This window comes from Varibaculum prostatecancerukia, from assembly GCF_943169825.2.
Lineage (GTDB): Bacteria > Actinomycetota > Actinomycetes > Actinomycetales > Actinomycetaceae > Varibaculum > Varibaculum prostatecancerukia.
The window spans coordinates 1801984-1828258 of the sequence record NZ_OW968402.1; the positions used below are offsets into that span (position 1 = coordinate 1801984).

21 protein-coding genes are annotated in these 26275 nt (G+C 53.7%); 10 read left to right on the top strand and 11 right to left on the bottom strand.

What is annotated here, in order from left to right; genetic code table 11:
* Positions 1 to 2: 2 nt before the first annotated feature.
* From KO216_RS07800 to KO216_RS07815, 4 genes are all read right to left on the bottom strand, one after another.
* Positions 3 to 263 (bottom strand): hypothetical protein, encoded by a 261-nt coding sequence (locus KO216_RS07800; protein WP_215523660.1) that lies wholly within the window; start codon positions 261 to 263, stop codon positions 3 to 5.
* A 73-nt stretch (positions 264 to 336) separates the two neighbouring features.
* Positions 337 to 1746 carry a serine/threonine-protein kinase gene (locus KO216_RS07805; RefSeq protein WP_215523661.1) on the bottom strand — a complete coding sequence of 470 codons (1410 nt, stop codon included), beginning with the start codon at positions 1744 to 1746 and terminating at the stop codon, positions 337 to 339.
* Positions 1747 to 1749: 3 nt separating this feature from the next.
* Positions 1750 to 4539 carry an FHA domain-containing protein gene (locus tag KO216_RS07810; protein WP_215523662.1) on the bottom strand — a complete coding sequence of 930 codons (2790 nt, stop codon included), beginning with the start codon at positions 4537 to 4539 and terminating at the stop codon, positions 1750 to 1752.
* A gap of 84 nt (positions 4540 to 4623) precedes the next feature.
* A complete protein-coding gene (locus KO216_RS07815) occupies positions 4624 to 5148 on the bottom strand; it encodes a SprT-like domain-containing protein (protein ID WP_215523663.1) in 525 nt (174 codons plus the stop codon).
* 56 nt (positions 5149 to 5204) lie between these two features.
* On the opposite strand from KO216_RS07815, the gene KO216_RS07820 reads away from it, so the two are divergent.
* On the top strand, positions 5205 to 5888 hold the full coding sequence (locus KO216_RS07820) for a TetR/AcrR family transcriptional regulator (RefSeq protein ID WP_215523664.1): 684 nt from the start codon (positions 5205 to 5207) through the stop codon (positions 5886 to 5888).
* 9 nt (positions 5889 to 5897) lie between these two features.
* Here the strand turns inward: KO216_RS07820 and KO216_RS07825 are convergent, their stop codons facing one another.
* Positions 5898 to 6428 (bottom strand): phosphoribosyltransferase, encoded by a 531-nt coding sequence (locus tag KO216_RS07825; RefSeq protein WP_215523665.1) that lies wholly within the window; start codon positions 6426 to 6428, stop codon positions 5898 to 5900.
* Between the two features lie 192 nt (positions 6429 to 6620).
* Between KO216_RS07825 and KO216_RS07830 the strand changes: the two genes are divergently transcribed.
* The 3 genes from KO216_RS07830 (at position 6621) to KO216_RS07840 (ending at position 10560) form a co-directional block, all read left to right on the top strand.
* Positions 6621 to 8042 (top strand): GuaB1 family IMP dehydrogenase-related protein, encoded by a 1422-nt coding sequence (locus tag KO216_RS07830; RefSeq protein WP_251451994.1) that lies wholly within the window; start codon positions 6621 to 6623, stop codon positions 8040 to 8042.
* Positions 8043 to 8102: 60 nt separating this feature from the next.
* Positions 8103 to 8582 (top strand): low molecular weight protein-tyrosine-phosphatase, encoded by a 480-nt coding sequence (locus KO216_RS07835; RefSeq protein WP_215523667.1) that lies wholly within the window; start codon positions 8103 to 8105, stop codon positions 8580 to 8582.
* 490 nt (positions 8583 to 9072) lie between these two features.
* Positions 9073 to 10560, top strand: coding sequence for an amino acid permease (locus KO216_RS07840; protein ID WP_215523668.1), 1488 nt, complete (start codon positions 9073 to 9075; stop codon positions 10558 to 10560).
* A gap of 305 nt (positions 10561 to 10865) precedes the next feature.
* Here KO216_RS07840 and KO216_RS07845 read toward each other — a convergent pair whose 3' ends face one another.
* Complete coding sequence (locus KO216_RS07845) at positions 10866 to 12596, bottom strand: ABC-ATPase domain-containing protein (protein WP_215523669.1); 1731 nt, start codon at positions 12594 to 12596, stop codon at positions 10866 to 10868.
* A gap of 116 nt (positions 12597 to 12712) precedes the next feature.
* Between KO216_RS07845 and nrdF the strand changes: the two genes are divergently transcribed.
* Positions 12713 to 13687 (top strand): class 1b ribonucleoside-diphosphate reductase subunit beta, encoded by a 975-nt coding sequence (gene nrdF / locus KO216_RS07850; RefSeq protein WP_215523670.1) that lies wholly within the window; start codon positions 12713 to 12715, stop codon positions 13685 to 13687.
* A 49-nt stretch (positions 13688 to 13736) separates the two neighbouring features.
* Entirely contained in the window at positions 13737 to 14507 is a 771-nt protein-coding gene (locus tag KO216_RS07855) for an SDR family oxidoreductase (RefSeq protein ID WP_215523671.1), read from the top strand.
* Positions 14508 to 14662: 155 nt separating this feature from the next.
* On the opposite strand, the gene nrdE is transcribed toward KO216_RS07855, so the two are convergent.
* The 3 genes from nrdE to nrdH form a co-directional block, all read right to left on the bottom strand.
* Positions 14663 to 16819 carry a class 1b ribonucleoside-diphosphate reductase subunit alpha gene (gene nrdE / locus KO216_RS07860; RefSeq protein WP_215523672.1) on the bottom strand — a complete coding sequence of 719 codons (2157 nt, stop codon included), beginning with the start codon at positions 16817 to 16819 and terminating at the stop codon, positions 14663 to 14665.
* Complete coding sequence (nrdI, locus tag KO216_RS07865; protein ID WP_215523673.1) at positions 16804 to 17217, bottom strand: class Ib ribonucleoside-diphosphate reductase assembly flavoprotein NrdI; 414 nt, start codon at positions 17215 to 17217, stop codon at positions 16804 to 16806. The genes nrdE and nrdI overlap by 16 nt, the downstream gene beginning before the upstream one ends.
* 138 nt (positions 17218 to 17355) lie before the next feature.
* Positions 17356 to 17604 carry a glutaredoxin-like protein NrdH gene (gene nrdH, locus KO216_RS07870; RefSeq protein WP_215523674.1) on the bottom strand — a complete coding sequence of 83 codons (249 nt, stop codon included), beginning with the start codon at positions 17602 to 17604 and terminating at the stop codon, positions 17356 to 17358.
* 729 nt (positions 17605 to 18333) lie between these two features.
* Between nrdH and KO216_RS07875 the strand changes: the two genes are divergently transcribed.
* From KO216_RS07875 to KO216_RS07885, 3 genes are all read left to right on the top strand, one after another.
* Positions 18334 to 18795: an S-ribosylhomocysteine lyase gene (locus KO216_RS07875; RefSeq protein WP_251451997.1), complete on the top strand. Its 462-nt coding sequence runs from the start codon at positions 18334 to 18336 to the stop codon at positions 18793 to 18795.
* Positions 18796 to 18809: 14 nt separating this feature from the next.
* Entirely contained in the window at positions 18810 to 19691 is an 882-nt protein-coding gene (locus KO216_RS07880; RefSeq protein ID WP_215523675.1) for a 5'-methylthioadenosine/S-adenosylhomocysteine nucleosidase, read from the top strand.
* Between the two features lie 110 nt (positions 19692 to 19801).
* Positions 19802 to 20650: a polysaccharide deacetylase family protein gene (locus KO216_RS07885; RefSeq protein ID WP_215523676.1), complete on the top strand. Its 849-nt coding sequence runs from the start codon at positions 19802 to 19804 to the stop codon at positions 20648 to 20650.
* A gap of 60 nt (positions 20651 to 20710) precedes the next feature.
* Here KO216_RS07885 and KO216_RS07890 read toward each other — a convergent pair whose 3' ends face one another.
* Together KO216_RS07890 and KO216_RS07895 are read right to left on the bottom strand one after the other, a co-directional pair.
* Positions 20711 to 21898, bottom strand: a complete 1188-nt coding sequence (locus KO216_RS07890) for an ADP-ribosylglycohydrolase family protein (protein ID WP_215523677.1) — start codon at positions 21896 to 21898, stop codon at positions 20711 to 20713.
* Positions 21899 to 22013: 115 nt separating this feature from the next.
* Positions 22014 to 23975: a hypothetical protein gene (locus tag KO216_RS07895; protein WP_215523678.1), complete on the bottom strand. Its 1962-nt coding sequence runs from the start codon at positions 23973 to 23975 to the stop codon at positions 22014 to 22016.
* 285 nt (positions 23976 to 24260) lie between these two features.
* On the opposite strand from KO216_RS07895, the gene KO216_RS07900 reads away from it, so the two are divergent.
* Positions 24261 to 26267, top strand: a complete 2007-nt coding sequence (locus KO216_RS07900) for an acyltransferase family protein (RefSeq protein ID WP_215523679.1) — start codon at positions 24261 to 24263, stop codon at positions 26265 to 26267.
* The last annotated feature ends 8 nt before the right edge of the window (positions 26268 to 26275 follow it).

Here is a 26275-nt window from a genome sequence, read left to right on the forward strand (position 1 = left end):
CTTTACTTTTCTTTTAGGATTTCAATACGTTCTAAAAGAACTCCCCCCAGCGCCAAAATAACCCCGGTTTCTACCCGGAACAGGATTTGGATTAAAGTACCCAAGCCCGGCAGCACTGTATGCAGCACCGGATTATAGTTATAAGCATTAGGGATACTGGCAACCCAAGGGCCAATAAGCGGGGCAAAAAGACCGCCGACAAACACCACGATCCCCAGCACAATCAAGGTTCTTCCCCGAATGGCACAAAAGTTATCTAGCACAATTTCACCAATCCTTTAAGCCGGCTCGGCAATAGCTTTACTTAACTATCGTTATTTTACTGAGCTACACTACCTAAAGCAATAGTAAAATAACCGCCGCGACCAGGGTAATTAGGGCGCCGACACCTAAGCCGATCGCCACTCCGCCTACGATTTCTTTAGCTGCGCCCCGCCGGCGAGCAGGCGCGTCTTGGCGGGGAGAAGCACTCGATGGGCTCTCGGCAAAACCGGGACTGTTTTCCCAGGCGCCTAAAGTTTGCTCGTTTGCGGACTCCTCCTGCTCCCCTGGTGGCGAGAATCCCCCAGGAGACCCACCGACCCCGATAGCCTCCTCGGTATTAACCATAATTGCTGGTGGTAAAGCTACCGGACGCCAGACAGGAGCCGCCGGTTCAACCTGCCCGCGAGCGGTCTGCCCCGACTGGGTTTCGGCCTCATCGTGGGCAGGAATAATCGGTTTCGCCGACGCCAAGGAAGTCTTAGCGTCTGCTGGGGAAACCTTCACCACATCCTCCAGCGGTTGCGGGGGCGGGGGCTCCTTTAATACTGGCAGAGCATCGAGGGGGCGCACCTGGTCAACTACTGACTTTAAGAGGGCGTGGGTCTGGGCAGCGCTGGGGCGCACCGAAGTCTCTTTCGCCAGCATTTGGGTAATCACATTCCACAGGGAGCCAGGAATTCCGGGAAGCATTCCCGGCATATCGTAGAACTGATGCTCCAACACTTCCCCTACCGAGCCTCTAAAAGGGGTGATTCCGCAGAGTAACTCGTAAAGGATCACTCCCAGGGAATAAATATCGGTTTTAGAACTGACTCCTTTGCCTTCAATCATTTCGGGAGCCATATAGTAGGGAGTTCCCGAGCGTTTCGTGGTTTGGATTTCGTAGCGGGGATCAATCCACCTGGCTAAGCCAAAATCCGCGATTTTTGGCACCAGGTAGTTACCTTGCCGTTTCAACAAAATATTGGAGGGCTTCAAATCGCGATGTACAATCCCGGCGTGATGAATCGGGGAAAGACCAGCGGCAATCCCCATGCAATAGTAGACGGCGTCTAAAGGCAGCAGCGTTCCCCGCTTTTTTAGTAGCTCCCCCAAATCCCCGCCATCGGTATATTCCATAATGATTGCCATATATTCCGGAGTTTGCACCAGATCATAAACTTCCACAATGTTTTGGTGGCGCACCCCGGTAACCAGGTCTTTCTCCATCCGAAAACGCTGCGCAATCCCGGGTTTTACCGCCAACTTCGAACGTAAAATCTTAGCGGCATACAGGTTTCCCCGCGAATCAGCGACCTTCCACACTTCCCCCATGGTGCCCGAACCTAGGGCTTTGAGCAGACGATAACCGGCGATATAAAACGGGGTTTGCTGGGGTGCGGGAGCTCCCTGGCTAACTACCGGCATTTGGGGGGATCTATAGCCGGCACCATGGCCCAAACTTTGCGGAACTTGGTCAGGATAATCAGGAAACTCAGCCACCACTTATCTCCTCGACCTTGATAGAGGAACCGCAGTTAGCGCGGCAAATACGCCGTAGAATCCCACTAAAATCAGCAGGTTAACACCCCACCGACCTGTAGACGGTTTCCATCGCTGATGTTTTTCCGGAATAGTGATGGGCTCTGGTTTTTTTAAGCTTTCAGCTTTAGGAGGAGCCTGTCCCAAGGCCTCAGCCTGTTGTTTGGCGTCTTCATTACGTTGGTCAATCTTCGCCTTGTTTTCCTCATAGGTTTTATCCTGTTTTTTCTGCGCATCCAGAGCTGATTGCCGGCGCACTCGATCCAAATCAACTGAGGCCGCACCGGCCGAATAAGCCCATTGGGAAGAAACCGTAGAAGATAACAGGTGTCCCGCACTGGAATCCTCAAAATCGATTACTCCCCCACACATCACCAACTGCACCATGAGCAGCACAATCATTACTGGAGTGGTCTGTTCTGCGCTGCGTACCAAAGCAGAAAAGAATAGCCCTAAAGAGGACGCCGCCAAAGTTGCCAGCAAACAGGCAAGGAACAGCTCCCAACGGAAAGGCAGGGCAACCCCGTCTTTAGGAATCCGATTCAGTAATGTTATTACCACCGTAAGAATTCCCGCCTGCACCACTGCCGATAGCCCCAGGCTAATGATTTTTGATAGCAGATAGGCGCCTAAACGCAATCCCACCGCGGATTCTCGGAGAAAAATAGCGCGCTCGCGCACCAGCTCCCTAATCGCGGGAACCAGCCCCATCAGTACCGCCCCGAAAATCACGATGACGAGCAACATTCCCGGTGATTTAATCCCCTCGGTATCGGTGCTACCCACGAACCCGGCTTTACCGGGAACCACTAGGGACAATACCGCCATTACTAGCGGCAGCGCCACCGTAAAAATCACTACCAGAGGATCGGCCATCATCAGTCGCATTTGGCGAGAAAACAAGGTGCGACTTTGCCTTAACAAAGAATGCTTCTTCGGTTGGATCAGTTGTTTTTGCGCCGGAGCCGCCCTACTGCCCGCACTAACCCCCGTGAGGCTTAGCGACCTCTTTATATCCTGGAGATTCACCCGTCCCGAGGAGGCGAACATAGCTTGCATCTGGTCAGGAGCCCGCGAAAGTAAATCATAGATTTCCGGAAAATCTTTCACCCCCAAGGGGGCAAAAAACCCTTTAATTCCCGCTGGCGGACCAAAGTAAGCCACTTTCCCCCCGGGAGCCAGCAGGAGCACATTATCCGCCATATGCAGATTGGCAGTTGAATGGGTAATAACTACCACGGTGCGCCCTGGTTGTCCGTTTTGACCGTGCGCGAGTTTAGCTAAAAGCGCCATGACTTCTCGATCCAGATTAGGATCCAGTCCCGAAGTGGGCTCATCCAGGAACAACAAATCGGGTTCATCTAAAAGTTCCATTGCGGTAGATACCCGTTTACGTTGCCCTCCCGACATTCGTTTTACTTTCGTATCGGCATGGGCTTGCAGGTCGAGCTGATTGATGACTCTCTGCACCGCTGCTTTTCGTACTGTGGCGGGAGTGTCATCCGGGAAACGGAGCTTGGCCGCATAATCTAAGACTTTTCGCCCCGTCAGATCCAGATGCAATAAATCATCTTGGGGAACTGCAGAAATCCGGTCAGAAAGCGCGGAGGCATATTGGCTCATCTCCAGGCCTTCAAAATAGGTGGCGCCCTTTTGTGGTTTGAGCTTGCCCATCATGCAGTTAAGAAGGGTAGATTTCCCTGCTCCCGAAGGGCCGATTACCGCCAACAAAGAATCCTTAGGAACCGCAAAAGATACCCGGTCTAAAATAGCCTTTTTCGACCCCGCGCCCTTTTGCCGTTCTGATCCACTGGTTCCTACCAGGAAAGACATATCGTCCACGATTAGCGCTTCGTGAGTTTGCCCTTCAGCAACTATCGATCCGATTCTAACCAGATTATTTCCCACTAAACGCAGAGAAATCCTCCCCACAGTTAGTACATCGCCCGGTTGTATTTGAGCGGCGCGTACTCGCAGACCGTTGATAAAAACTCCGTTAGTTGACCCCAGGTCGGTCACCGTTAATTTGCCGTAGTTAATAGCCAGCACCGCATGCCGGGAAGAAACCATCGGGTCTGGTAGTACCACTTCGTTTTCAGGATCACGCCCGATATGGAAAATCTGTCCGGGAGCAGGAATCGGAATCTGGTTACCAGCTCCCACGATTTCTCGGTTATCGGTTCTGCCCAAATTAGCGGGAAGTTTAGGTGGGGCGGGACGGGGCGGTTTTTTGCCGATACCCAAGGTTGTCCACCCAGTAGGAACCAACATGTCGGAACGAGACGCCATTTTAGGAGAGGCGGCGCTGACCGCCGTTTGCGGAATTTTTACTGGCTGCGAGGCAGGAATTTTTTCTACCCCTTTGGGAGCCGCTGCCCGGGGAGGCAGTGCGGAGGTCGGCGGCAAAGCTGCCGCGGGAGAACCGGCTGTTTTTAGCTCCTGGTTAATTAGTTTCTCTTGATAGGTAATAGTCGGGGCAGAAGGTTGTTTTCCCAGACGAACCTGCCCCACGCCCTCCATCTCATATGCCCTGCCGGGATGCAGCCGCTGCCCCGCAACATAGAGCCCGTTAGTTGAATTTAGGTCTGTAAGTGTAAAGCGTCCATTCTGGTAAGAAATTTTGGCGTGTCGTCGCGACACTACTGGGTCGTTGAGCGATAGGTCTGCGGATCTATCCCGACCTATCACCGCGCTCTGCCCACGAGAAAGAGTCAGCTCTTTCCCCCCGCACTGCACCAGTAGTTGCTTACCCATACGCCTTCTTTGGTGAAATCTTAAACTTGAATGCTTTTAGTTTACGGTCTTAGGTGTCCAAAAGTTACATTCGGGTTATATCGGTCAAATTCCGCGCCGGATTTTACGCAGTTCCCGCAGATAGGCAGGGTGGTGACGCGGAGTGCCTCCCTGATAGGTCCAAGTAAAAATATTTTCGATATGGAAATCACGGGAACATTTAGAACAGGCTAAAACCCGAGTAGGGGTGCGGAAACGCTCAACGCGGTGACCGGCTTTGCATATCCCAATCCAAGGGGCCGGTAGGGAGGGCGCATCCGAGGCGACTGTGCGCTGGGCGCGTCCTCCTAGGGCCTTTACTGCCTGTTGCCAGCGTCGCCCATGTCCTGCCCGCGACCCTACCTGGGCGTGCGCCACCTCGTGTAAAACCACTTCCCGAGCGGCGGCAGCATCATAAAGCGGCAGCAGGTAGCGGGAAAAACTAATCCGTTTCTCCCCAAAATGGCAGGCTCCGGCACGGCGGCGAGCATGATCGCAGCTCACTTCCCAATCTTGCAGCCCGCAGGCGTCCAGAGTGCGACGCGCCAGCTGTAATACCTCGTCCAAGTCGCCTACTTTCAATAAATGCATTTAAAAACATAAACTAGGGCTGTTCCCCCTGAATCCTAGCGGAGGCAAACTCATAAATGACAACCTCACCTCTAGTGCCGCCAGCGGTGTCCGCGCGGCGCGAAGTTACCCGGCAAAAATTATTCGCTGCCGCCCGGGAGCTGTTCGCCAAAGAGGGACTAGGCAAAACCGGGGTGAAACCCCTGTGCGAAGCCGCCGGTTTTTCCCGCGGAGCTTTTTACTCAAACTTCCCCGACTTTTCTGAGTTCTTGCGCCAATACGTACACGGCGAGTTCGCGCAGGTTTCGGAGCAACTAACTCGCGCGCAATCCTTGATCAACCAAGATTTAGCCACCGGGAGTGCCTCCGCCGAAGGTAGTTTTTTAACTACCCACTGGCCGTTGATTAGTAAAACCATCTCCACCACTATGTTGTTTGAGCGAGATTTCGTGCTAGTGCTGACCGAGCTGCGGGTGCATGCGGCACGCAACCGGGAATTTTTACCGTTTTTACGCAAAGAAATACTGGTGCTCGAAGAACAACTGGCGCAAATCATTACCGGATGTCTAGACACTCTCGGTTTGCGCCTGCGGGTAGACCCCCTAGAGTGCGCCTTTGTAGTGGTTTCCCTCTGGCAAGCAGACCTGATAAACCGCTCAGGTGGGGTCGCTTCCGGTCAAGTAGTGCGCCCCTCCAGTCACTTCCTAGAAGCCGCCCTCCCGCGCTGCTTAGCCGGGATGGTCGCCAGCGAAGAGTCCTGACGCTAAAGACTAGTGACCCAGGGTACCGGGGGTGACCGGAGGCTGGGTTGACCAGGGGAAATTAATCCACTTATCGGTGTGCTTAAGTACGTAGTCGGGTTTAATAATCGACCGGGACTTTACATAGATACAGGCGCTTCTAGCTTCAGAAACCGTTACCCGTTCGCCGTCTTGCCCGGAGGGAATCCCGCGTTCGCGAATCAGCCGCATCACCAGTTCTAAAGTTTTCCCCGAGTCAGCCACGTCATCTACTACCAGCACCCGTTTGCCCGAAAGTGCTGACACATCCATCAATGGGGGAATCAGTACCGGTTCCGGCAGGGTTTCTTCAATATCGGTGTAGAACTCGACGTTCATAGTTCCGATTGCTTTGAGCCCTAGCGCGTAAGACAGCGCACCAGCAGGCAGCAACCCGCCGCGAGCTACTGCCACTACCAGCTCGGGCATCCACCCGGAATCTGCTATATTCTGCGCTATTTGGCGAGTGGCATCCCCGAATCCTTGCCAGGTGAGCACTTCCCGATCTTGTGTATCAGCCATAAAACTAGCCTAGCTATTTTTAGTGAACTTTTTTTGACTGGGAAAGAGGTTTTTCTTTTATCTGCTCTCCCCACCGCCTCCACCTGGAAAAATAGCGCGCCCTCGCCCTCAAAAATCTGCTGCCAGCCGTAAACCCCTCCCCCTTTTGCTTCCTTTGCACTAAGCTGAGTAGCCGTGCGCTTTTTAAATGGAATGTCAGCCCCGTATGAGCTGACCTATGACGATGTGTTTATGGTTCCGTCCCGTTCGGCAATCGCCTCTCGCTTTGACGTGGACTTATCTTCTGACGACGGCACCGGAACCACCGTGCCGATTATCGTCGCGAATATGACGGCAGTTGCCGGCAAACGGATGGCGGAAACGGTTTCTCGCCGCGGAGGACTGGTCACCCTGCCACAAGATGTTCCCGGCGATATCATCGCCAAGACTGTGGCCAAGGTAAAAGCCTGCCACACCGTCTATGACACTCCGGTGGTACTCGGTCCCCACGACACAGTGTCAGCCGCGCTTTCTCTGATTTCCAAGCGCTCCCATCGCGCAGTGCTGGTAGTTGATGAGGAAAACCATCCCATCGGAGTGGTTCCCGAATCGGCTTTGGCCGGAGTGGATCACTTTGCCCAGCTACATACGGTGATGGATACCCACACCCTGCTCTTGCCGGAAGGGACCGGTCCCGAGGACGCTTACCGCCAGCTAGCCGAAGAACACCTCGGGCTGGGCGCGGTAGTTGATGAACAGGGACGCCTGGTAGGAGTAATGACCGCTCCGGGCGCAGTCCGTTCCTCTATCTACACCCCCAATACCGATAAAAACGGCAAACTGCGGGTAGCGGCAGCGGTCGGAATCAACGGTGACGTGGCTGGACGTGCCTGTCAGCTGGTGGAAGCGGGCGTAGATGTGCTGGTAGTCGATACCGCGCACGGTTATCAAGACAGAACCATCCGGGCTTTGCAGGCAGTACGTGCTACCGGAGTGGAAGTACCGATCGTGGCCGGAAACGTGGTTACCGCAGACGCGGTATCCGAACTGGCTGCTGCCGGTGCCGACATTTTAAAAGTTGGTATCGGGCCGGGCGCAATGTGTACCACCCGGATGGCTACCGGTGTGGGACGTCCCCAGTTCTCCGCGGTTCTCGAATGCGCCAGCAGAGCCCACGAACTCGGGAAACACGTTTGGGCCGATGGAGGCGTACGGCACCCCCGTGACGTGGCCCTAGCGCTGGCAGCCGGAGCCTCTAACGTGATGGTCGGTTCCTGGTTCGCCGGCACTCACGAATCACCTGGCGACATTGTGCGCGATGCGGACGGACGCCCCTATAAAGAAAACTTTGGGATGGCTTCCCGCCGGGCAGTTCGCAACCGTAACGCCACCTCCCGCGGCTTTGAACGCGCCCGCAAAGAACTGTTCGAAGAAGGAATCTCTACCTCAAGGATGTATCTGGATCCGGCTCGTCCCGGGGTAGAAAACCTAATCGACCAGATCCTGGCAGGCGTACGCTCCTCCTTTACCTATGCGGGCGCGGCTAACCAGGCAGAGTTCCGGGAAAAAGCAATCGTCGGAATTCAAAGCGCCTCCGGCTATAAAGAGGGCGCCCCGGTAGAAAGCTCCTGGTAAAGCAGATATCAGCGACTACAGATATAGACAACCATTAACTGGCTAGCGAAAGGAATCCCCTTGACCCGGGTATTGTTCGTATGTACCGGCAATATTTGCCGTTCAGTCATGGCGCAGGCAGTTGCCGCCCAGAAGGCTGAAGAAGAGATACTAGATAATCTGGTTTTCGACTCGGTCGGCGTTTCCGATGAAGAACACGGTAACCCCCCGGATTATCGCGCGGTACACATCCTCGAAGAGCACGGGTGGCTAGTGCCCGACCACTATGCCCGCCAGATTAATCGTAATGATTTCCAGGATTTTGATCTGCTACTGGCTATGACCAGCGGCCATAAACGCGCCCTAACCCGGCTAGCGCAGCGTTGGGGCGCCGATGAAAGTAAAGTCCGCCTCTACCGTGAATTTGATCCCGAGGCTAGCCCGAGCGATATGGAAGTTCCCGATCCCTGGTACGGAGGGGAACGCGAATTTGCCGACACTATCGAAGTTATCGAGCGGGTAACCCCAGTGCTCCTAGAAGTCCTCTCCGAGATTTCCTAGTTCCCGTCACTGAATGTCCTCAACCTCGATAGCGACTTGTCTTCGCGCACACTCGCATAAATGCCGAGGCTAGGTTTTCCCTCCTGTAGACGTCCGCGCACAGGGGCGGATTTTACCTCGCGCCCCGAAATCCGGAAAATGCTCTGGCATTTTCACGGATTTAAGGACCGAAGCCTACCCTGCGGCATAAATCCGCCCCTGCACGCTAGTTGCGTACCTCGCGTGAGTCTCGTACCAACTGTGTCCCTAGCGAGGGAGTAGATTTTTCCGAGTGGGCGCGGTGGGCATAAGAATTCGGAAAACGCCGCTACGTTTTCCGAATTCTTGGGCAGGAGGGAGAATCTACTCCCTCGCGGAACGAGCGCTTTTACCGAGCCAGACCCAATACCGGAGGAAAAGCTAATCACGCGCGCATAGGTGCGGTTTGCTTAGTTTTGAGGTTTAGCGCTTAAAATCGAGGAAACGAAAAGCGATCGATAAGGGAACGCCAATGCCGAAAAAACCAGTCGAGGTTGAGGACATTATCAATAAGCATTCGGGAGGGTTGCAACGCAACCTTTCGAATCGGCATATCCAGTTAATCGCGATTGGTGGAGCGATTGGAACCGGACTTTTTATGGGATCCGGGCGTACTATTCACCTGGCAGGCCCTTCGGTGCTGGTAGTTTATGCCATTATCGGGGCAGTGTTATACCTGGTAATGCGGTGTATGGGGGAACTACTGGTTTCCAATCATAAGTACGGTACCTTCGCTGATTTCATTACCGACCTATTGGGACCAGGCGCCGGTTTCGTAGTGGGATGGACATATTGGCTGTGTTGGATAGTTACCGGTACTGCCGAAGTTATTGCGATTGCCGGTTACTTCAATTTTTGGTGGCCTGACCTGCCACGCTGGATTCCCGCGATTGGTACCGTGGCATTGTTGTTCTTCCTTAACGCCCTCACCGTAAAGGCTTTCGGGGAAACCGAGTTTTGGTTCTCGATGATAAAGATCGTGGCGATTATCGCGCTGATCTGCTGCGGAGCGGTGATGGTGATTATCGGGTTTACCTCCCCCGATGGTCAGCGCGCCACTATCACCAACCTGTGGTCACATCCGGGAGTTACCGGCTCCGGTTTTTTCCCGAATGGTTTTTCGGGGTTCCTAGGGGGATTCCAGCTAGCAATTTTTAGTTTCGTAGGAATCGAACTGGTAGGTACCACCGCAGCCGAAACCAAGGACCCGGAAAAATCTCTGCCCAAAGCGATTAACTCGATTCCGCTACGGGTATTACTGTTCTATGTTTTGGCGCTGGCAGCTATCATGTCGGTGACTCCTTGGGATTCTCTCGACCCCGAATCCTCCCCCTTCGTGGGACTATTTTCCCTGGTGGGGTTGGTGTTTGCGGCTTCGCTAGTGAACCTGGTGGTAATGACTTCGGCAGCCTCTTCGTGTAACTCGGGAGTTTATTCCACCTCTCGAATGATGTACGCGATGGCGCTGCGCAGTGACGCACCGAAAATTTTCCGGAAACTTTCCCGCCGCTCCGTACCTTTAAATGCCTTGGTTGTCACCTGCCTATTCCTGCTGACTTCTATTGCGTTAATGGCAGTAGGAGGCACGGTAATGGAAGCATTTACCCTGGTAACCTCGGTAGCGGCGGTGTTATTCATGTTCGTGTGGGTAATGATAGTGGCCGCCTACGTGGAGTTCCGCCGCCGCCTGCCCCAAAAGCATGAAGCATCGATATTTGCCATGCCCGGCGGATATCTATCTATCGCGGTGATCAGTGTCTTTATTGTTGCGATGGTGTTCGTCCTCGCCCTCGATCCCGCTACCCTGTATGCCATGTTGGCCAGTCTGCTGTGGATTGCGGTCATCGCCGCGGTATCGCTCCTGGTGCGCCGCAGTCCTCGTAACGCGAAAATCCGCGCCGAGTTCGCTGACCGTCGCCGCCGGGAACTGGCAGCCGCCCAGCAGCACCAAGCCAAATAGCCCGCCCCCGCCCTAGCCATCTGAGCTTTATCTAACACCTCGTTGCGGGTCGGGTGGTAAAAGCGCTCGGGGGACCCCGGTGACCCTCGCTTCGCTCGGCTCAAGCCCCCTCTCGCATCTTTTACCGCCCGACCCTTATGCGTGGGGGAGAAGTTTTATCCGAGTAGGTGCGGTGGGCATAAGAATTCGGAAAACGCCGCTACGTTTTCCGAATTCTTGGGCAGGAGGAAAAACTTCTCCCCCGCGCTCAACCGAGCACTTTTACCGACCGCGACCCGACATCTGCGGGGGAATTAACGGGAGACTTAGACAGAGCGGGATTTTAGGCGGCGATAGCGACTAAGAGCCGCGAAAATGTCTTGGAGGCGGGGCGCGGCCAGGAACGCCGGGTAGCGTCCGGCTGAGAAAGCCTGCCAACTGGAGGACGCGAACTCAGCGGCGAAGCGGGCACACGCATCCGCAATGCTTTCCTTGCCGGTGGCGTCAGTGACCAAAGCGCGGACGGCATAGGCGATGGCTTCTGCTTGCCCGGGATCAACCACTTGAGCAAGGGCGGAAATATCGATTTCTTCGTGGTTCAAGCGCAAAGTCGCGGTACCTTCGGCGCGGGTTTTTTCGCGCCGCCCCGAGGCAGGAGGCGGGCAGGCTAGAAGCAAACGTTTCCTCACTGCCGGATCCGGCCAGGGAGCAGCCACGCTATCCGCACTGCTGGCGGCGCTATCGGAGCTGCTCACTTCGTGCGCCTTGGCGGTGGCATCGTAGGGCAAATAGTTTTCGAGCAGCAGCACTTGGTCAGCTAGATCCAGGAAATCTCCCGAGCCTCCCATCACCATAATGGTGGATACTCCCAGTTCTTCCCGGATGCCTCCTACCCGGTCGACCAGGGGAATGATTGGCTCGCTGCGCACCAGCTGCCGCATCCGGCTATCGCGGAGTAAAAGATTGGTGGCGGAGGTATCCTCGTCAATCAGCAGCGCCCGCGAACCGCACTCTATGGCTTCAGTAATCGCCGCAGCTTGAGAGGTTGAGCCTGAGGCATTTTCGGTAAAGAACGCCGTAGTGTCTCCGCCTCCGGGAAGGGAACCAATGAATAGGGAAATATCGGTGGCCGTTATTGCCCGCCCATCCTCGGCGCGCACTTTTACCGCGTCTGGCAAAGTGGCGACCAGTTCGCGTCCATCCCCCGGAATATGGGGGTAAACCGCGCGCTCGAGGGCTTCTAGCAGCGTGGATTTGCCGTGATAACCACCGCCCACAATCACAGTGATCCCTTCGGGGATCGCCATTCCCGAGATTTTCCCCGCATAGGGCAGCTCTACGGTTTGCACCAGGGGCGAGGGGGTTTCCTGACCTAATACCGCAGGAAGGCGGAAGGGAACTGCATCATTCATCGGTAAATCACTGATTCCGGAGGCCCGGGCCAACAGTGCCCCGTCAGCCACGAAGGCCACCCATCCGCGCTCATGAAGAATATTTTGCAGCGCCACATGGTCTTTTAAAGTGTGGATATGCCCGGTGAGATCGTCTAAATCCGGGCCGTCGTCCTCACCGAAACATACGGTTTTATAAACCAGTTCGCACAGGTCATAGTCCAAGAAGCGAGCAAAGTTACGCCCTAAAATTCGCCGTCCCGCCGCCGGAAACGGTACCTGCACCCGCAGTTCCAGCCCGTCCTCACTAAGAATCACCGAGGAGCGGGGCAGAATTTCTTGCCCGACCGGCGCAATCCGCAGTTGCGCCTCAGATTTCCCACCCGACCGCCTCGCCCCGAAAACTTTGCGGGCTCGCCGCGCCAAGAAATCACCGACAGCTATCCGCCCCAACTCGTCAGCGGCAATCTCTGCGGGAATCTGGGTGGTAGCCAGCGGGACTAATATCCGGCATGCCGAAGGCGGGGCAAAGGGGTCGGACTGCACCCGGTCAATAGAGAAAGTAAAATCCCCGAAACTCCATTGTCCGATTAACTGTTTATAGCCGCCATAGGAGCGCCCATCTAATGATTTGGTTTTCCGAATTAGCTCATCCGCATCCCGCATAGTTCCCTATTCTATGCCGCACTCAGGTTTGCCTTGTAGACTAGCTAAGTGACGCGCAGATTTTCGGGGTCTGCCCCGATTGCGCGAATAAACTTAGAGAATGGAAGGAAATTTTCGTGACTGACAAGCTGAAACTGGTTGACACAATCCAGGCAATCAACTGGAACGATATCCAGGACGATAAAGATCAGGAAGTTTGGGATCGGCTCACGGGGAACTTCTGGTTGCCGGAAAAAATTCCGCTGTCGAATGATTTACCTTCCTGGAAAACCCTGAAGCCGGAAGAACAGCTGATGACTAACCGAGTGTTTACCGGTTTGACCTTGCTGGATACCCTGCAGGGTACGGTGGGCGCGGTTTCGCTGATTCCCGATGCCCGCACCCCACACGAGGAGGCGGTTTACACCAATATTGCCTTTATGGAGAGCGTGCACGCAAAATCATATTCTTCTATTTTCTCCACCTTGCTTTCTACTACCGAGATTAACGAGTCGTTCCGCTGGAGTGAAGAAAACGAGAATCTACAGCGTAAAGCGCATATCATCATGAACTACTACCAGGGGGATGACCCGGAAAAACGCAAAGTCGCGTCTACCCTGCTGGAGTCTTTCCTGTTCTATTCCGGTTTCTACGCCCCCATGTATTGGTCTGCGCATGCCAAGCTGACTAATACCGCGGATTTGATTCGCCTGATTATTCGGGATGAAGCAGTCCACGGCTACTACATTGGTTATAAATACCAGTTGGCGGTTAATGAGTCTTCGCCGGAGCGGCGCGAGGACCTCAAGGACTACACCTTTGACCTGCTGTCAGAGCTTTACGATAACGAAGAATCCTATACCGAGGATCTTTATGATCCTCTGGGGCTGACCGAGGATGTAAAGAAGTTCCTGCGCTACAACGCCAATAAAGCCCTAATGAACCTGGGATACGAGGCGCTATTCCCCGCGGACTCTACTGACGTGAACCCCGCGATTTTGGCGGCGTTGTCACCTTCGGCAGACGAAAACCACGACTTCTTCTCGGGATCTGGCTCGTCCTATGTAATCGGGGAGATTGTTGATACCGAGGACGACGACTGGGACTTTTAGGTTTCGGTTCGACTCCCGCAACCACCTATTTCTGGTTATCATAAGGGATATGAGCAATATTCCTACTTATCCTGAACCCCGTCCCTCCTCCCGCGTCCTAGTCACCGGCGCTTCTACCGGCATTGGAGAAGCGACCGTCCGGCAACTGCGTGCCAGTGGCTGGGCAGTTATCGCGGTGGCACGGCGGCGCGAACGCCTAGAAAAACTGGCGGAAGAAACTGGTTGCGAGTTTTACACTTGCGACTTAACCGACCGTAAGGCGGTTGATGAAATGGTCGCTGAACTGCTAAAGAAAGGGCCACTGACTGCGGTAGTCAATAACGCTGGTGGCGCTATCGGCACTGATTCGGTGGCAGATGGCAAAGTAGCGGACTGGCAGCAGATGTATCGCATCAACGTGGTCACGGCCTTGAATGTCACCCAGGCCACCCTGCCTTCCTTGCGTGAAAATGGCGGTGACCTACTGTATGTCACCTCTACCGCCGCTCTCGACACCTATCCGGGAGGCGGCGGCTACGTAGCTGCTAAGCACGCCGAACAGATGATTCCCCTGACTTTGCGGCAAGAACTGGTGGGCGAGCCGGTGCGACTAATTGAAATCGCGCCCGGGATGGTGAAAACTGCAGAGTTTTCCCTAAACCGTCTGGGATCTAAAGAGGCTGCTGAACAGGTCTATCGCGGGGTTGCGGAGCCTCTAGTCGCCGAAGACATCGCTGACTTAATCAGCTGGTGCCTGTCGCGTCCTCCCCACGTGAATATCGATCGGGTGATTATCCGCCCGGTAGCCCAAGCCACCAACACTGTGGTTGCGCGCGATTAGGGCGCTACTGAAGTCTAGATAAATAGTTAGGGCGCAAGGAAGGTTACCTTGCGCCCTAACTATTTTGTATTTACCGCGTATCTCCCTATAAGTTACCTCAATTCGGGTACATATCCACAGGTAGATAGCGGTTACCTAAATTAAACCAACATTGCTTAGAGCATACAGGATACGCAGCCTTCGACTTCGGTTCCCTGCAAGGCATGCTGGCGCAGCCGCATATAGTAAAGAGTCTTGATTCCCTTGCGCCAAGCGTAAATATAGTTCTTGTTTACCTCGCGAGTAGTCACCGTGTCCGGGTAGAACAAGGTTAGGCTGAGCCCTTGGTCTACGTGCTGGGTGGCCACCGCATAGGTGTCGATAATCTTTTCCGGTCCAATCTCGTAGGCATCCTGGTAATACTCCAGGTTGTCGTTGGTCATATAGGGCGCCGGATAATAGACCCGCCCGATCTTGCCTTCTTTCCGAATCTCGATCTTGGCCACAATCGGGTGAATCGAGGAGGTGGAGTTATTGATATAGGAAATCGACCCGGTCGGCGGCACCGCCTGCAGATTCTGGTGATACATCCCGTGTTCACGGACTTTTTCAGCCAGTTTCTTCCAATCTTCGCTGGTAGGCACCTTAATCGAAGATTTTTCTAGCAGTTCCCGGCATTTTTCGGTCTTCGGAGTCCAATCACCGTTAATGTATTTCTCGAAGTACTGCCCGGAATAGTACTGGGATTCTTCGAAGCCTTCGAAGCGTTCCCCGCGTTCTTTCGCAATCTTGCAGGAGGCTTTAATCGCTTCGAACGCCACGGTCAGGAAATACATATTGGTGAAATCCAGGGCTTCTTCGCTGCCGTAGAACACTTTTTCCCGCGCCAGGTAGCCATGCAGGTTCATCTGACCCAAACCAATAGCGTGGCTCATACTGTTACCACGCTCAATCGAAGGCACCGCCCGAATATTTGACAGGTCAGACACGCTGGTCAGTCCGCGAATCGCGGTTTCGATAGTGGCAGAAAAGTCCGGAGAATCCATAGTCTTCGCAATATTTAGCGAAGCTAAGTTACAGGAAATATCTTTGCCCACCTGCGCATAGGTGAGGTCTTCGTTGTACTCGCTCTTTTCCGAGACCTGCAGAATCTCCGAACACAGGTTGGACATAGAAATCCGTCCCTTAATCGGGTTAGCGCGGTTAACGGTGTCCTCGTAAACAATATAAGGATAGCCGGACTCGAACTGGATCTCGGCTAGAGTCTGGAAGAAACGGCGCGCGTCAATCTTCTTCTTGTGAATCCGCGCGTCCTCTACCATTTCCCGGTAGTGCTCGGTGATAGAAATATCGCTCATCGGCTTGCCATAGACCCGCTCTACATCGTAGGGGCTAAACAGGTACATAGGCTCTTTATTGCGTGCCAAGTGGAAAGTAATATCCGGGATTACTACTCCCAGAGACAGGGATTTAATCCGGATTTTCTCGTCCGCGTTTTCCCGCTTGGTATCCAAAAATTCCATGATGTCAGGGTGGTGGGCATTGAGATAAACTGCACCCGCACCTTGCCGTGCCCCCAACTGGTTGGCATAAGAGAACGAATCCTCTAGCAGTTTCATCACTGGAACTACCCCGGAGGACTGATTCTCGATCTTCTTAATCGGGGCGCCCGCTTCCCGCAGGTTAGTGAGCGACAGCGCGACTCCGCCTCCCCGTTTAGAAAGCTGCAGCGCAGAGTTGATGCCACGCGCGATGGATTCCATATTGTCTTCGATGCGCAGCAAGAAACAGGAAACCAGTTCCCCCCGAGCCTTTTTACCCGCATTTAGGAAAGTGGGGGTAGCCGGCTGGAAACGACCGGTCATAATCTCGTCCACCAGGTGCTTGGCGAGTTCTTCATCCCCGCGCGCCAGGTACAGCCCCACCATACAGACCCGATCCTCGAAACGTTCCAGGTAGCGTTTACCATCGAAAGTTTTCAAGGTGTAGGAAGTGTAGTACTTGAATGCCCCCAGGAAAGTGGGGAACCGAAATTTATAGGCATATGCCCTTTTAAACAGGTCTTTAACGAACTGGAACTGGTATTGATCCAAGACTTCCTGCTCGTAATAACCTTCGCTAACCAGGTACCTCATCTTTTCTTCCAGGTCATGGAAGAACACGGTGTTCTGGTTTACATGCTGCAGGAAATACTGGCGGGCAGCCTCTCGATCCGCCCAGAACTGGATTTTCCCCTCTTTGTCATACAGGTTCAACTCCGCGTTCAACGCGTGATAGTCCCGATCGGGGGAAGGGGCGGTTTCTATTCCGGTGTCAGTTAGATTTTCTGCCAAAACTCACTCAGTCCTTTACGGCATATCTCAACGTCCTGGGAGGTTCCCAGGAGTTCGTACTTGTACATAAACGGGATTTTTAGTTTTTGGGCGAGGATATCGCCGGCAATGCAATACGCTTTGCCAAAGTTGGTGTTTCCGCTGGCAATAATGCCTACACAGTGATCGCGGTTGCTCTTTTCATTTAAGAACTTAATTACCTGCTTAGGTACGGCGCCTTTGATATTTCCGCCCCCATAGGTAGGCACCACAATCACATAAGGCTCGTTTACATAGAGGAAGGGGTCACGAGGACGTAGCGGAATCCTTTTGTTGCGAAATCCTAGTTTCTCTACGAAACGTTTAGTGTTATTAGTCGCGGAAGAAAAATAGACCAGCAGAGGTTCCGAATCGCTCACCTTTGACCTGCCTTATTGCTCTCGATCTTCGCTAATAACTGTCCCTACACAGACGCGCTGTCACCGCTGCCGGAACTCCCCGCTCTTAGCGTCAGGTACTTCGCGCGGTATCTTTTATTTCTTGAGGGCGTTCCTGCCTTAAGCAGTAGCTACTGCGCGAGCCGCAATTGCCAATGCCTTGATCTTGTCGGGGCGGAATCCGCTCCAAGAATCATTATCGGCAACCACTACCGGAGCCTGTACGAATCCCAGGGACTTGACGTGCTCAAGAGCGTCCGGATCCTGGCTCATATCAACTTCCGCATAAGCAATGCTCTGCTTCTTTAAAGCGCGCTTAGTCGCATCACACTGCACACAACGGGGCTTAGAGTAAACGGTGATCGACATGTTTCTGCGCTCCTTAATTTCGCTTTCTTCGTCTGCGCTATTCAAAGAATAACATCATTGTAGTTTTTCTGCCGCCAAATTCAGGCGGTGAGTTAAACACTACACCTAGTAGTCAGCTAACGCTAGTACCCCAAGATAGTGTGTTTGGGGATAACCGGTGGAAAGAAGGCGAATTTCTGGGGATACCCCGCAACCCTAATCAATCTACTAGCTGGCTACCCGGCACCTGCCTGCTTTTTAAGCAATTTTCTCCTTCAAGACGATTGGTGAGCGGTTCCACCAAAATTGTGGATAAAAACTTTTCCCGGCGTGTCGCAAGTGTCCGCGCGCCCGGTCGGACTTTACCTCCCTAGCGGGTCGGGCAGTAAAAGCGCTCGGGGGACCCCGATTTCCTCGCAAAAGCGAGGATAGGGAACTATCTCAAGAGATTAATAGGTATGTTTCCGACTAAGGAAGATACTGCTGGCTTGCGTGTCCCCTCTCGCATCTTTTACAGCTCGACCCTTACGTAGGCGGTACCAGCGAGCGTGGAGCCTAGGTTTTATCCGAGTGGGTGCGGTGGGCATAAGAATTCGGAAAACGCCGCTACGTTTTCCGAATTCTTGGGCGGGAGGAAAAACCTAGGCTCCGCGCGGAAAACTGCAGGAGGAAAAACCTAGCCCCTCACACACAGGCGAATGAATATCGATAAGGTGGTATCCAGAACAGCTACGTATTAAGGAGCAGGCGATGAGTGAGCGCATGAACGTGGAATCTTTCAACCTTGACCACACCAAGGTGGTGGCTCCCTTTGTGCGGGTGGCCGATCGCAAGCAACTGCCTGGCGGCGATGAACTGGTCAAATATGATGTACGTTTTTGCCAACCGAACCAGGAACACCTGGAAATGGACACGGTGCATTCGATTGAGCATTTAACTGCGGAGCTGATGCGCAACCACACCGATAAGTTGATTGATTTTTCACCTATGGGTTGTCAAACCGGCTTTTATGCCCTGATGTTGGGGGTGGAACCGGAGGAGTTCACCCAGCTGTTGGCGCTGACTTTCGAAGATATTCAACGCGCTGACCAGGTTCCCGCAGCAAATGAGCGGCAATGCGGATGGGGCGCGCACCACAGCCTGGAAGGAGCGCAGCAGGCTACTGCACGTTTCTTAGCGGCACGCGATAGCTGGAATCAGATCTACGCTTAGGAAGTAAACCTATTATGAACAGTTACGACACCGTAGTAATCTGCGCGGAAACCACCGAACTAGCTCCATTGGTGAGCCGTTCTTGGCTACAGGAATGCCTCGCGCACCGCTCCGACGCCTCCTATGCGCCTGCAGATCCCCAGAAAGTGTTGCCGCCCCCGCTTAAAGAACTATCTGGACTGCGGTTTTACCCTATGGATTTACCAGAACTCCCGGGGCGTGTGCTCGCGGTACAAAGCGGAGTGGGGATAGTTAATGCTGCCCGCGCAGCCACTATTGCCATCGAAGTTTTAGGAGCCAAACAGCTGCTTTACTCGGGAACCGCCGGGGGCTTAGCCGCAGATAGCCAGGTGGGGGAAGTTATTTTCGGTGACACCTACGTTTTCCATAACGTGGACGCAACCGCCTTTGGGTATCCGCCCGGGCAGTTACCGGGGATGCCCGCCAGTTACCCGGGCACTCAGAAGCTAGTTTCCGCTGCCCGCAGCCTCTTGAGCCCCGTCTTAGGTACGGAGGATTCGGCTGACGAGAGCTGCGAAAAGACTAGGCTTAACCTGGCTGCCTTGGAAACCGCGGGGGAAAATGGAGAAAAAGACGCGCTATTGAGCTCCTTAGAGGGGGTTCCGGCACGTTATGGCACTATTGCGACTGGTGATTCTTTTATTACTGACGCCAATGTCCGTGAGGTTCGCGCGGCTTTCCCTCTCGCTCTAGCCGCAGAAATGGAGTCGGCCGCCGCAGCCCAAGTGGCTTACCTATCCGGGGCTTCCTTCTTGGCGGTGCGCTGTGTTTCTGACCTTTGTTCCCCGGCAGGCCAAGAGGTATACCACGGTAACGCCGCGGTTTGCGGGGCGCTGGCTGCCGCTAGCACCATCTGCCTACTACGCTCTCTCTAAGGCTAAAGTCACTGGCTCCTACAAGTTATCTGAGACAGCTTTCTAGTTATGCTCTCTGTCATGTAGACCGGGTAGTATAACCGTATAGGTTATTACTACTAGGAGAAATCGTGGCTTTGTCTTTTTCCCGTCGCATGAAACTAATTATTGCGGTAGTCGTCGGGGTAGTGGTGTTAGCAGCTGTCGGCGGTGCCAGTTACGCGATAACCGCAGACAACCCGGGTAAATCCCAAAAAGCAGCTGCCTCAACAACCCGCCCTACCCCAAAGAAGACGCCTGGAAAATCCAAAACTCCTACCGCTACCCCCAGCACTACCACTCCCACTCAGGAGCCAGTGAACTGCGCTGAAGCCAAATGTGTAGCTTTAACTTTTGACGACGGGCCGGGAGCTGACACTCCGCAACTTTTGGATATTTTAAAGGCCGAAAAGGTTCCAGCTACTTTCCTTTTAGTGGGCAAGTCGGTCGCCACCTATCCGGATACTGTTGCTCGCGAGGTTAAGGAAGGACATTCCATTGGTGCACACACCTGGTCACACCCGGAACTGACAAAACTTGCCGATGCAGGAATAGTTAATGAAGTCAACTCTACAGTCGAGGCAATCAGCAAGGCTGCCCCGGACGCCAAGGTTACTTTTACTCGGCCGCCTTATGGAGCGTTCAATCCTCGGGTAATTTCGGTCTTGGAATCTTTGCAACACGCAGCTGTTCTTTGGGATGTGGACACTTTAGATTGGAAGAATCGGGATCCGAATGCGGTATTACAGAAGGTGAAAGAGCAGGTAAAACCGGGTTCTATTATCCTGATGCATGATATTCACCCCACCACTATCCAGGCGGTACCCGAGGTAATCAAATATTTACATTCCGAGGGATACACCTTGGTTACGGTACCGGAAATGTTTGGAGGCTCCCTAACCCCCGGTAAGGTTTACTTTGATCAAAATCTGATTCAGTAACCAACCCGTTTTAAATTCTCCCGGTGAATCCGTTAGAACCCCGGCTAGCGGCACCGGCACTTAGGGTTCGGGAGTGATTTCCGAATCTAACTGGGCATCTGGGTGGGCGGCGATTAGATCGGTCAGCGAGGCTGCCGAGGTGATCATTTGCGCCATCCCGTGCGTGCCTACTACCCCCGCCAAGGCAGCCCCTACCCCCATTTCCGCCAAGGCATCGGCTTTGAGTCCCGGCCAGCCGTGAAGCCGCTTTTGCAGATCGGAAGGCACTTGCGCCAGCCCGATCCCTGCAGCAAACAGCGCCCCGACTAGCCCGGCAATAGCATCGGTTGCCCCACCTAGTTGGACCGCTAGGGACACTGCCCTCCGAAATGCATCTTGCCCACTGAGCGGGTTTTCACGGTGCTCGATTTTAACTGCCCGCAAGATTCCAGCAACTGCCTGCAGGGCGGGAACCGCATAGGTGTTGTCACGAGGTGGTTTGAAATAGGTTTCTTCTGCCTGTTGCAGCCATTCACGCCACTGCTCACGGCGAGAAGAGGCAAGCAAGGCAATCCCGCTACCCAGATTTATCCGGCTCGCCCAGGATTCATCACCGGGGAGCGGGTCGGTGACTGCGCGGCGAATCGCTTCCGCATAGATAATCGCCGCCTCGCTAGCCAGGGAATCCACGTGGGTAAGTTCGGTGACTGCCCGCACCGATTCTGCCGTCCACTGCGGATCTTTTATACGAGTCAGCCCGAGAATAGCGCAACGACTAAGTGGACCAGAGCCGTTGGTACGCCGGGTGCGCATATGGAAATAGGCCGCAGCAGAACGTATTTTTCGCGCGGGATTCACATTGGAAATATCGTTAACGGTAGTTTCCAATACCACCCGCGTGGGGGCATCAACTTTACGAGTACCCCCCTGATACCAGGCTAAATAGCGGGAGGCAATCGCATCTAGACCTTCTTCCGTGGTGAGGTCAATTCCGGTTACTGCCACTTCAGCTAGACAGATTGCTAGCTGGGTATTTTCCGACCATTCCCCGCCTGCTAGACGCCCTTCAGCCCCTAACATTCGCGGGGTGCCTGCCAGTGGCGGAGTTTTGAATTCGTAGCCAACGCCCAGGGCATTACCGCAGGCTTGCCCAACTAGGACTGCGCTAGTCCGATCCGCCATGATCGCGAGGGGTGCTTGACCACCGCGTCGGATCAAGTCATTTTCTTGATCGCCGCGTTCCCGGTTTGTCTCGCTCGCCTCAGCCACCCTTTCAACTCTAATGCACGCCTGGCCTAACAAGCCACCAGCCCTGGCTAGAGCGCATGGTTATTTCTCTAGCCAGGGATGCTTCCCACTGAGACAATGCCCGCAGTTTCTAAGTTCATCTCCGACGCGCCCGGTAGGAAAGTAGCAAACCCCCACCTCCTAGCGCCACTAAACCTAGCCCCAGCGTCTGCGAGGAATTCCCACCGGTTTTGGAAAGCACGGTCTGTACCACCGGAGGAACAGTCACGGGTGGCAGTGAGTATTGTTCGCTAGTTTCCGTCTCTGAGCTGCGGAAAGGCTGGGTACGCGCGTCACCTTTATAGGAACTCACAAACACATAGGTATCTTTGCAGGGCAACCGCTTGAGACTAAGCGGTTTACCGTCTATGTCTTTATCTACCGTAAAGGTACCGTTCTTGGCGGGAACTTCTATTGAGGCCAAGGGTTTCTTGCCTTTCGCGTCTTGATCTTTTATAGGTTCCGGCAAACAGTACAGGTCATTGCGCACAATCTTTTCGTCTGCCTGCCATTTCCCAATGCCGGTAAAATCGGGGTGATCTTCTGGGAATCCACTCAGTTCTACCTGGTCAGTTAAAATCTTATCGTCTTCACTAAGCACTATTTTTGCCTGGGTTTTTACCTTAGGGGAAAACGGTACTACCTGAGTTTCTGCTTCCTCAAAGAAAGCAGGTACATAGTCTGATTTCAAATAGGTGCCTTCGGGCTGCGAACTGCGCTGAACCGCCGCCACAAACGTATAAAACCCTGGTTTTTCTGCTTTATAGGGTTCGCTCTGATTAGAGATACTAACCCCAGCTTTAGCTTCTTCTGCACTCTTCGGAGTGGCGGGGATCTGCCAAGTTTGTACCGCTTTTTCCTCCGGCGGGATCTCACCGGGGCCGCGAGCAGAGCTGAACGGTCCGTAAACCGCCAAATCAACCATCACGGTCTGCCAACTCTCCTCTCCGGTTTTCTTCCCCCACTCTCCCTCAGCTTTTACCGTAATCTCATCGCTCAGGGTAGCCCCTTGCTCTTGCGGAAGCATCTGCGATTGGGTTTCAGTTTTTACGCTAAAGAACTGACGCGGTTCCGCATCTGCAGCTGCACTAACGCCAACTTGCGCGGGCGCGCCAGCAATCAGCAGATCTTGCCAAGTCGGGTGCTCCCACACCTCGTAACTAACCGGTGGAAGCCCGTCCGCCTTCACCTGCACACCCACTTTCCCGGGTGCGGTTACCTCTAGAGGAATCTCTTGTACGCTCTCGCTAGAGGAAAGTTTAAAGGTGTTCTCTTGATTCTGGTCGGAAAAACGTGCGGGCCCGGATAAGGTAACAGTTTCATTTATCCCCGTTAGGGGCTGCCCGGCAGCGCTTTGCAACACCGGTAAGCGCAAGATTCCCTGGGTAGAACCAGTAGCAAGTTTTATTTCCGGAGTACTGATTCTATAGGGACCAGCGTAGGAGGAGGCCTCTATCAACAGTTGCTGAGCACGCTGTTTTACCGTGTCCGAAGGGCTTTGTTTAGAGGTTAGGCGCCCTGATAGAGAATGAATCGCATACACGGTTGCCGCAAGTTCGGGGTCTCCTTTGTCGATAGCGCTACGCAATTTTCCAACCAGATAAGCAACCCGGTATTGCTGCCCAGCTGAAAAAACCACAGTCTCGCCTTTCTCTTTCGGTTTCATCTCAAATGTTTGTGCATTAGAGCGGTATTCTTGTCCACCACTAATCAATCGGCTTCCCTGATAGCTGACCCATTGGTTGCGTGGCGAATTTAGCTGCCGATCCGTGGCGCATACTGCCACCTTGCTGCCATCTGTAGATTTGCGGGCATTTAGTTGTATGGCGGAATTTCCATAGTTTTTCCAGACTGTACTCGGCCCTGCTGCCTGGGAAATTTGCTGTTCACTGGCCACTATCACTGAGGAAGCAACCGCTATTACTGCAGTCACCCCCACAAAAACCAGCCGTTTTCGTAACCGCGTGCGTCGCCGCCGCCCGGGACTAATTCTGGAGGAGAGACCGGAAATCTGATGATTTTTTACGTATTTAATGCTGTTTTTTCTTTGTGTTTCCATATTTTGCAGATTTCCACTTACGTTTCCCGGGAGCGATGTCTGAAAAATCAGCTGGGGAAAACGCGTCACATCCTTGGCTGGGGATAACTCTCTAAACATCTCTCAGAACTGTCCTTGAAGCACGTTTTACGAGGCCAGAGAACTTACACCTCCAAGAGATTTAAACAATACGTTCGCAGTGATCCGCAGAGATAACTTTTCGTTACTGCGGATAAGCGTGAGAACATAGGACATAGATACAACGCCTGGCATTAGAAAAAGATATGGCAATGAAGGTAGTAAGTAATGATTAGCTCGGTTCCGCCACCGCCTCCCGAGATGACTCCTGCTTCCGGCGCCCCTCCTACATCTGCTCCCATACGTGCTGGTGCACCCGCTTTTGCCGTTTCCAACCATCCTGGTCCCCACCGTCTTGCACCTCCCCCTCCTGCTCCTGCTTCTCCACCCGCTTCTTCCAATAGCCAAGCCCCTAAAGCCAGCTACCGAATTTTGGGGCTGGATGGTTTACGCGCGGTAGGCTGCGCCGCGGTTTTGCTTTACCACTTGTTGCCGGAGGCTGCGCCGGGAGGATTCCTAGGGGTAGACGTATTCTTTGTGCTCTCCGGGTTTTTAATCACCGCTTTACTGGTGCGAGACTACGAAAAATTCGGCAAGGTAAGAATCACGCGGTTTTGGTTGCGCCGAATCCGCCGCCTCCTACCTGCAGTTGCCGCTACCGGTTTTTCTTGCACCATAATTGCACTTTTCGTTTCCCGCGACCTCTTAGTAGGGATAAAAAGCCAGCTCGCTGGGGTTTTAACCTTTACCTATAACTGGCTAAAGATTTTCAAGGGTGAAAACTATTTCACCATGTCCAATCCTGATTTGTTCACTAATATGTGGTCGTTGGCGGTAGAACAGCAGTTTTATCTGTTCTGGCCACTGGTAGTGCTGTTGCTAGTATTGCTTCCGCGCCCCCTCAAGGTTCTGGCAGCACTACTTCTAGCGGCAGGGTCAGCCTTCCTAATGGGATTAATAGCGCCCGACGATTTGAATCGTGCCTATATGGGATCGGATACTCACGCCTTCGGTTTAATGATCGGAGCGGCGCTAGCGTTTGCGGTCCGATCGCCCCTATCTCGCGCTTCTTCCCCCGCCAAAGGGGCGCAACTGCGCGGTTTAGCCGGAATTCTTAGCTTTCTCGTGCTCTTGGCTTGCTTCTACCTCGTTCCCGACCAGGGAAAATACACCTACCCTTGGCTGACTCTGTCAGTTTGTCTCGCTGCTGCTTTAGTTATCCAAGCGGTTTTAGCTCCAGTAATCATCACTAAAACCGCAATGTCTCCCCTGGTTGTGGTGCTCGACAGCAAACCATTTGTCTGGCTGGGAGAACGCTCATACGGCATCTACCTGTGGCATTGGCCAATCTTGGTCATCGCTCGTACTGCCGCTCCTCTGCTAAATCCGTTAATAAATGCCCTGGTAGTAACCATACTTTCGGTACTTTTAGCTGCCGCAACTTACCGCTGGATCGAAAACCCGATGCGCAGAGGCGGAATCTTGCCGACTTTGAAACGCTGGATGGCCCCGATTAGGAAGCGCCCCCTTATTACTGCTTGCCGGTGGGTGGCAATCTGTACTTTCGTATCGGCAGTTATCGTTAGCGTAGCGTTGGCTCCGGCAAAAACCTCCGCACAAGAGGCAGTAGAGCGGGGGGAAGCCGCTAAAGCTACCGTTAGTGAGACTCCCTCTAAGCCTTCTAGCAACTCCCCTGTTCCTTCACCGCGTGGCCTGCCAATTCAACCGGTGGAAGCCAATGTAACTTTCCTGGGCGATTCGGTAATGCTTGCCTCTAAGGGCGAGATTCAGGCGGCTTTCCCGGGCGCTGTGGTTGATGCGGAGGTTTCTCGCGCCTGGCCAAAGGCGGTATCTCTGATTAACCAGTATAAAGATTCAGGTCAATTGGGGCATTGGGTGGTGCTGAGTTTGGCTACCAATACCGACTTAAAACCCGAGCAGATTGATCCAGTGCGGCAAGCATTAGGACCCGACCACCACTTGGTTTTGGTTACCGGTTTTGGTCCGGCCAGCGAACCTTGGATTTTTAGAACCAATGACGCTTTGATTGCCTACGCTGCCGCCCACCCTAAAGACACCCTGGTCGTCAGGTGGGATCAAGTTGCTCCTACTATCCGGGAGCATCTGGCCTCCGACAGCGTACACCCCGATCAAGAGGGTGCGAAACGCTGGGTAGCTGAGCTAGTGCAGACCCTCAAGGACTACCCGGGAGTTACTCAAGTCGGTACGCCTTAACCTGCCAA